Source organism: Paracoccus sp. SCN 68-21 (genome assembly GCF_001724535.1).
Taxonomy (GTDB): Bacteria; Pseudomonadota; Alphaproteobacteria; order Rhodobacterales; family Rhodobacteraceae; genus Paracoccus; species Paracoccus hibiscisoli.
On the sequence record NZ_MEES01000051.1, the window covers coordinates 1 to 6,616 of the forward strand.

Below are 6,616 nucleotides of genomic sequence, written 5' to 3' on the forward strand. Positions count from 1 at the left end.
GTCCGTCTCGCCGGTGTCGGGGGTTTCGGGCAGATCGTCTTCTGGTGTGTCAGCCACGGGCAGTCCTCAACATCTTGTTGAAACCCGGTATAGCCGATGGCCGGGGCAGGGGCAATGAAACCCCGCCCGAAAGCCCGTGCTCGCGGTGTTTTGCGCGCCGTTCAGCCGCGCCGCGCGGCCAGCAGCCAGACCCCGGCCAGCCCGGCCGAGAAGAGCGCGTTCCAGCCCGCCATCGAGACGCCCAGAAAGCTCCACGCGATCTCGTCGCAGCGCACGACCGGGGCCGATTGCAGGCGGGTCATCAGCTCGGCCGTGGACAGCCGCGTCAGATCGCCGACCCCGCCCGAACAATGCGCAGGCCCCGCCCACCAGGTCATCTCGACGCCCACATGATACAGCGCAAAGCCCATCGCGGCCCCGGCGGCGATCATGCCCAGCACGGCCAGAGCCCGGACCCGGCCGGTCAGCCAGACCAGCGCCGCCACGACAACCGCCGCGACATGGGGCCAGCGCTGCAGGATGCACAGCTCGCACGGGGCATAGCCTGCGGCCTGGAACCCAAGCGCCGCGATCAGCAGAAAGGCCGACCCGGCCCCCGCCAGATAACAGATCTGCTTGCCCGTCACAGGAACCTCACCGCCGCAAAGCCGCCGATCAGAGCCGCCATGAACAGCACGAAGACCAGCCCAAGCCGACGCTCGATGAAATCACGGATCGGCGGGCCGAACCGCCACAGCAGCGCCGCCACGACAAAGAACCGCGCCGCACGCCCGATGACCGCGGTCACGATGAACAGCGGCAGCGACAGGCCCACCGCCCCGGAAAAGATGGTGATGACCTTGAACGGAAACGGCGTCAGCGCCGCGATCAGCACCGCCCAGCCCCCGTATTCCGCAAAGCGCAGCGCCAGGTCGTCGAACGCGCCCTGCTTGCCATAGGCGGTCAGCACCCATTGGCCGACCGAACCCATCAGCACCGCGCCGATCCAATAACCCAGCAGCGCCCCCAGGACCGAACCCGCGGTCGCGATGGCGGCAATCGCCCAGGCCCGCGCCCGCCGCGCCAGGATCATCGGGATCATCATGACATCCGGCGGGATCGGAAAGACCGAGCTTTCGATAAAGCTGACCGCGAACAGGGACGACTCCGCATGGCGATGCGCCGCCAGCCCCATCGTCCAATCGTACAATCTGCGCAGCATCGCCGTCCCTTCACGCTTTTGTCCGTCCATCCCTCTCCTGACCGCCCGCGTCAAGCGGCTTGCAGGCCCGTCGCGCCCCTGTGATGGGCCGGGAACCGCGCCGCATGCCGCGCGTTCGGCGCGACAGCAGGCGAGGACATGTCATGCAATGGCGCGGAAGACGGGGCAGCCGGAACGTACAAGACCGGCGCGGCATGGGCACGGCAGGGGGATTGGGCATCGCGGGAACGCTGGTGGTGCTGGCCGTCGGCTATTTCTTCGGCATCGATGTCAGCCCCATTGTGCAGAACCAGGGCGGGGGATCCACCGAACTGTCGCAGCGCGACGAGGACTGGGGCGAATTCGTCAGCGTCGTGCTGGCCGATACCGAGGAGATCTGGCAGCCCGTTCTGCGCGACCAGGCGGGCATCGCCTATCAGGACCCGACGCTGGTCCTGTTCCGGGGCGTGGTGCAATCGGCCTGCGGCGGGGCGTCCTCCGCGATGGGGCCGTTCTATTGCCCCGGCGATCAGCGCGTCTATCTGGACACCGATTTCTTTGACATGATGGCCGACCGGATGGGGGCAGGGGGCGACTTTGCCGCAGCCTATGTCATCGCGCATGAGGTCGGCCACCACGTCCAGAACCTGACCGGCACGCTTGGCGCCGCGCAGCAGCGGGGTCTGTCCGAGACTGAGGCCAACCGCCTGTCGGTCGCGACCGAGCTGCAGGCCGACTGCTATGCCGGAATCTGGGCGCGACATGCGCAGGAACGTTTCGGCACGCTGGACGTTGGCGACATGGACGAGGCGCTGCGCGCCGCCGAGGCGGTGGGCGATGACGTGATCCAGGAAAGCGCCGGACGCACACCGATGCCCGACAGCTTTACCCACGGATCGGCGGCGCAGCGCCAGGAATGGCTGATGCGCGGCTTTGAGTCGGGCGACATGAGGCAATGTGACACGTTCGGTTCACGCGATCTGTGATTAGATCCTGACCAACAAGACCGGAGGATACCATGACCCTGATCCTGACCTTTGCTGGCCTGCTTACAGCCTTTGTCATCACCCTCAAGCTTGGCGCCCCAAAGGCGCGTCCTGTGCCGGTCACCGTTCGCAAGGACTAGCGCGGGACACGGGGCGGGCGCGGGTCCAGCGTGGCCCAATCCGGCCACAGCCCCAGCTTTTCCAGCGCGACCAAGGCCAGCCCGGCGGCGATGATGCCAAGGACCAGCTTGACAGTGCTGGCACTGGGCGGCCGGCGCGCCCATTTCGCCGCACGCAGCAGCCAGATCATGTTCATCGCGGGCCCCGCCTGTTAAATCCTGTCGCGAATCGAACCAGATGCCGCGACGAACCACAAGAGCGATCCCGTGCCGAACCACCGCGACAGCCGCACCCTGCCTTACTCGGCCCGCCAGATGTACGATCTGGTGGCCGATGTCGAAAGATATCCGCAGTTTCTGCCGTGGAACAGCGCCGCCCGCATCCGCTCGCGCGAGACGCGGGCCGACGGATCGGAGGAGATCGCCGCCGATCTGGTGATAAGCTTCAAGGTGTTCCGCGAACGTTTTGGCAGCCGGGTCGTGCTGTGGCCCGCCGGTGAGGACGGCGTCTGGAAGATCGATACCGAATATCTGGATGGGCCGTTCAAATACATGCGCAGCGGTTGGTCCTTCACCGACCGCCCCGAAGGCGGATGCACGGTCGAGTTCTTTGTCGATTTCGAGTTCAAGAACGCCATCCTGCAGCGGCTGATCGGCGTAGTGTTCCACGAGGCGATGTCGCGCATTGTCCGCGCCTTCGAGGATCGGGCCAGAAAGCTTTACGGCTGAACGAAAATGGCCGCCCCGAGGGGCGGCCTTTCTGTTACGTCAGCGCGGCCTTCAGCGCCTCGGCCCGGTCGGTACGCTCCCAGCTGAAGGCCGTCGCCCCGGCCAGGGCATAGGGCTCACGACCGAAATGGCCATAGCTGGCGGTCGGGCGATAGATCGGGTGCAGCAGGTCCAGCTCGCGGATGATCGCGAAGGGGCGCAGGTCAAACACTGCACGCACCGCGGCCACGATGCGGTCCACCGGCACCGTCTCCGTCCCAAAGCAGTTCAGGCTGATCGAGGTCGGCTCGGCCACGCCGATGGCATAGCTGACCTGGATCTCGCAGCGTTTCGCCAGACCCGCCGCCACGATGTTCTTGGCGACCCAACGGCCCGCATAGGCGGCTGAACGGTCCACCTTGGACGGGTCCTTGCCCGAAAACGCGCCGCCGCCGTGACGCGCCATGCCGCCATAGCTGTCGACGATGATCTTGCGCCCGGTCAGTCCGCAATCGCCGACGGGGCCGCCGATGACGAACTTGCCCGTCGGGTTGATGAAGAATTTGGTGTCGGCGGACAGCCATTCGGCGGGCAGGACGGGCTTGATGATCTCCTCGATCACCGCTTCGCGCAGGTCCGACAGGGCGATCTCGGGGTTGTGCTGGGTGGACAGCACGACCGCGTCGATCGCCTCGGGGCGGCCGTCCGCACCATAGCGCATGGTCAGCTGCGACTTGGCATCCGGGCGCAGCCAGGACAGCGTGCCGTCGCGGCGGACCTTGGACTGACGCTCGACAAGGCGATGCGCATAGGTGATGGGCGCGGGCATCAGCACGTCGGTCTCGTCCGAGGCATAGCCGAACATCAGGCCCTGATCGCCGGCCCCCTGCTCTTCGAGGATTGCGCGATCAACACCCTGATTGATCTCGGGGGACTGCTTTCCGATGATGTTGATCACCGAACAGGTCGCCCCGTCAAACCCGACATCCGAAGAATTGTATCCGATATCGGTGATCACGCCGCGCACGATGGATTCCAGATCCACCCATGCGCTGGTCGTGATCTCGCCCGAGATGATCGCCACGCCGGTCTTGACCATCGTCTCGCAGGCGACACGGGCGCGCGGGTCCTCGGCCAGGATGGCGTCCAGGATCGCGTCGCTGATCTGGTCGGCGATCTTGTCGGGATGGCCTTCGGACACGGATTCCGAGGTGAAGGTCGTGTATTCGGTCATGCGTTCAATACCGGTAATGATCTGATTTGAAGGGGCCTTCGGGCGTAACGCCGATATAGGCCGCCTGTTCCGGCGACAGGCTGGACAGCTTGGCGCCGACCTTTTCCAGATGCAGGCGCGCGACCTTCTCGTCCAGATGCTTGGGCAGGATATAGACGCCGGGCTTGTACTCGTCGGCCTTGGTCCACAGCTCGATCTGGGCCAGCACCTGGTTGGTGAAGCTCGCCGACATCACGAAGGACGGATGCCCCGTCGCGTTGCCCAAGTTCAGCAGGCGGCCCTGGCTCAGCAGGATGATCCGGTTGCCCGAGGGCATCTCGATCATGTCCACCTGGTCCTTGATGTTGGTCCATTTATGGTTGCGCAGGGAGGCCACCTGAATTTCGTTGTCAAAATGGCCGATATTGCCGACGATGGCCATGTCCTTCATGGCGCGCATATGCTCCAGCCGGATCACGTCGCGGTTGCCGGTGGTGGTGATGAAGATGTCGGCGCTGTCGGCCACATCCTCCAGCGTCACGACCTCGAACCCGTCCATCGCGGCCTGCAGCGCGCAGATCGGATCGACCTCGGTCACCTTGACGCGGGCGCCGGCGCCCTGCAGCGACGCGGCAGAACCCTTGCCCACATCGCCATAGCCGCAGACGACGGCGACCTTGCCGGCCATCATCACGTCGGTGGCGCGGCGGATGCCGTCGACCAGCGATTCCTTGCAGCCGTACTTGTTGTCGAATTTCGACTTGGTCACGCTGTCGTTGACGTTGATCGCGGGGAAGGGCAGCTGGCCGTTCTTCATCAGATCATACAGGCGATGCACGCCGGTGGTCGTCTCCTCGGACACGCCGACGATCTGGTCGCGCATCCTGGTGAACCAGCCGGGCGACTGCTCCATCCGCTTGCGGATCTGCGCCTTGATGACGGTTTCCTCGTCCGATTGCGGGACGGCGATGACGTCCTCGCCTGCCTCGGCACGGGCGCCCAGCAGGACGTACAGCGTCGCGTCGCCGCCATCATCCAGGATCAGGTTCGGACCCTCGGGGAATTGGAAGGACCGGTCCAGGTAATCCCAATGCTCCTCCAGGCTTTGACCCTTGATCGCAAAGACGGGAACGCCCGCCTTGGCGATGGCCGCGGCGGCGTGGTCCTGGGTCGAATAGATGTTGCACGACGCCCACCGGACATCCGCACCCAGATCGACCAGCGTCTCGATCAGGACGGCGGTCTGGATGGTCATGTGCAGGCTGCCCACGATGCGGGCGCCGGCCAGCGGCTTGGCCGCGCCGTATTCGACACGCAGCGCCATCAGGCCGGGCATCTCGGTTTCGGCGATGTCCAGTTCCTTGCGGCCGTAATCGGCCAGGGCGATGTCCTTGATGATGTAATCGGTCACGGCTGCTCTTTCGGATCATTCACGGGTTGCAACCGGGATACCGCATGCCCCTGCGGTCCGAAAGGGGCTAATCCGTCACATGCTCTGCAGTATCAGACAGGTTCTGGCTGTGTGCTGCGGGCCATGCGGCGGACGAAATCGCGGGTCAGGCCCTTGGCCACCGCCAGCGGCTCTCCGCCGGGCACCCATTCCTGCAGCCGCCCGTCAACCATCATCCGCGCCACCCCGTTGGCATAGCAGCGCGACGACAGGACCAACATGGGAATGTCCTCGCGCGGGTGCAGCCGGCCGGCATCGCGGGCGCGGGTCAGCATCCGCACCATCAGCTCGGACAGAGAGTCGGTATAGCGGCGCAGGATCGGCACCGTCAGCGCATCCACCAGGCGACAGTCCATCATCAGGCGGAACTGGTCGGGATTGCTGTGCGCCCAGTCCAGATAGGCGTCGCCCAGGCTGCTGAACTGCGCCACCGGGTCGTCGGGATCGACCTTGACCACTGCGCGGGTGCAGGTGTCGATCAGCAGGATCATAGCCTGTTCCAGGCTGGCGATCAGCACGCTGCGGTCATCGGGGAACAGGCTCCGCAACCGGCCCACGGGCTCGTCCAGCATCACGGCGATCTGATCCACCGTGGGTGGGCAGGGGTCGCTGTCCTCCAGCAGTTGCATCGCGGCGCTGATCGCCCGTTCGTTCAGGCCGCGGTGGTCGGTTGAGGGGCGCAGGTGTTTCATGGCAGTGCTATCCGATCCGTTGCGGAGAAGGCAGAACGAAATAGATTACGATGAAAAACGCCTATGGCCTGATCTGGCCCGGATAGTGCAGCTGTATCAATAAGTTCTTCGGAATATTCCGGTACAAGTTTACCAAACTGGTCTGTTTGCTTAGGATACCACGAAATGTCGCCTAGAGCATTTCGCTTTTAACCTGACACATAGCCTGCAGCGTGGAAGTAGTTCCAGCATTCTTCGGGTGAGAACATGCTGCAGATGTCACCAAGGG

8 protein-coding genes are annotated in these 6,616 nt (G+C 64.7%); 2 read left to right on the forward strand and 6 right to left on the reverse strand.

Annotated features, from left to right (window positions below; genetic code table 11):
• Positions 1-161: 161 nt before the first annotated feature.
• Positions 162-626, reverse strand: a complete 465-nt coding sequence (locus tag ABS73_RS12385) for a disulfide bond formation protein B (RefSeq protein WP_286693476.1) — start codon at positions 624-626, stop codon at positions 162-164.
• The gene (locus ABS73_RS12390; protein ID WP_277021514.1) at positions 623-1,201 is read right to left on the reverse strand and encodes a YqaA family protein; all 579 of its coding nucleotides are present in this window, start codon (positions 1,199-1,201) and stop codon (positions 623-625) included. The genes ABS73_RS12385 and ABS73_RS12390 overlap by 4 nt, the downstream gene beginning before the upstream one ends.
• A gap of 143 nt (positions 1,202-1,344) precedes the next feature.
• Between ABS73_RS12390 and ypfJ the strand changes: the two genes are divergently transcribed.
• The gene (gene ypfJ, locus ABS73_RS12395) at positions 1,345-2,166 is read left to right on the forward strand and encodes a KPN_02809 family neutral zinc metallopeptidase (protein WP_277021517.1); all 822 of its coding nucleotides are present in this window, start codon (positions 1,345-1,347) and stop codon (positions 2,164-2,166) included.
• Positions 2,167-2,302: 136 nt separating this feature from the next.
• Here ypfJ and ABS73_RS12400 read toward each other — a convergent pair whose 3' ends face one another.
• A complete protein-coding gene (locus tag ABS73_RS12400) occupies positions 2,303-2,482 on the reverse strand; it encodes a hypothetical protein (RefSeq protein WP_136857556.1) in 180 nt (59 codons plus the stop codon).
• 70 nt (positions 2,483-2,552) lie between these two features.
• Here ABS73_RS12400 and ABS73_RS12405 point away from each other — a divergent pair, with 70 nt between their 5' ends.
• Positions 2,553-3,014, forward strand: coding sequence for a type II toxin-antitoxin system RatA family toxin (locus ABS73_RS12405; RefSeq protein ID WP_277021521.1), 462 nt, complete (start codon positions 2,553-2,555; stop codon positions 3,012-3,014).
• Between the two features lie 34 nt (positions 3,015-3,048).
• Here the strand turns inward: ABS73_RS12405 and metK are convergent, their stop codons facing one another.
• From metK to ABS73_RS12420, 3 genes are all read right to left on the reverse strand, one after another.
• Entirely contained in the window at positions 3,049-4,227 is a 1,179-nt protein-coding gene (gene metK, locus ABS73_RS12410) for a methionine adenosyltransferase (protein ID WP_277021524.1), read from the reverse strand.
• A 4-nt stretch (positions 4,228-4,231) separates the two neighbouring features.
• On the reverse strand, positions 4,232-5,617 hold the full coding sequence (ahcY, locus tag ABS73_RS12415; RefSeq protein ID WP_277021527.1) for an adenosylhomocysteinase: 1,386 nt from the start codon (positions 5,615-5,617) through the stop codon (positions 4,232-4,234).
• A 92-nt stretch (positions 5,618-5,709) separates the two neighbouring features.
• Positions 5,710-6,348, reverse strand: a complete 639-nt coding sequence (locus ABS73_RS12420; protein WP_277021529.1) for a TetR-like C-terminal domain-containing protein — start codon at positions 6,346-6,348, stop codon at positions 5,710-5,712.
• Between the last annotated feature and the right edge of the window lie 268 nt (positions 6,349-6,616).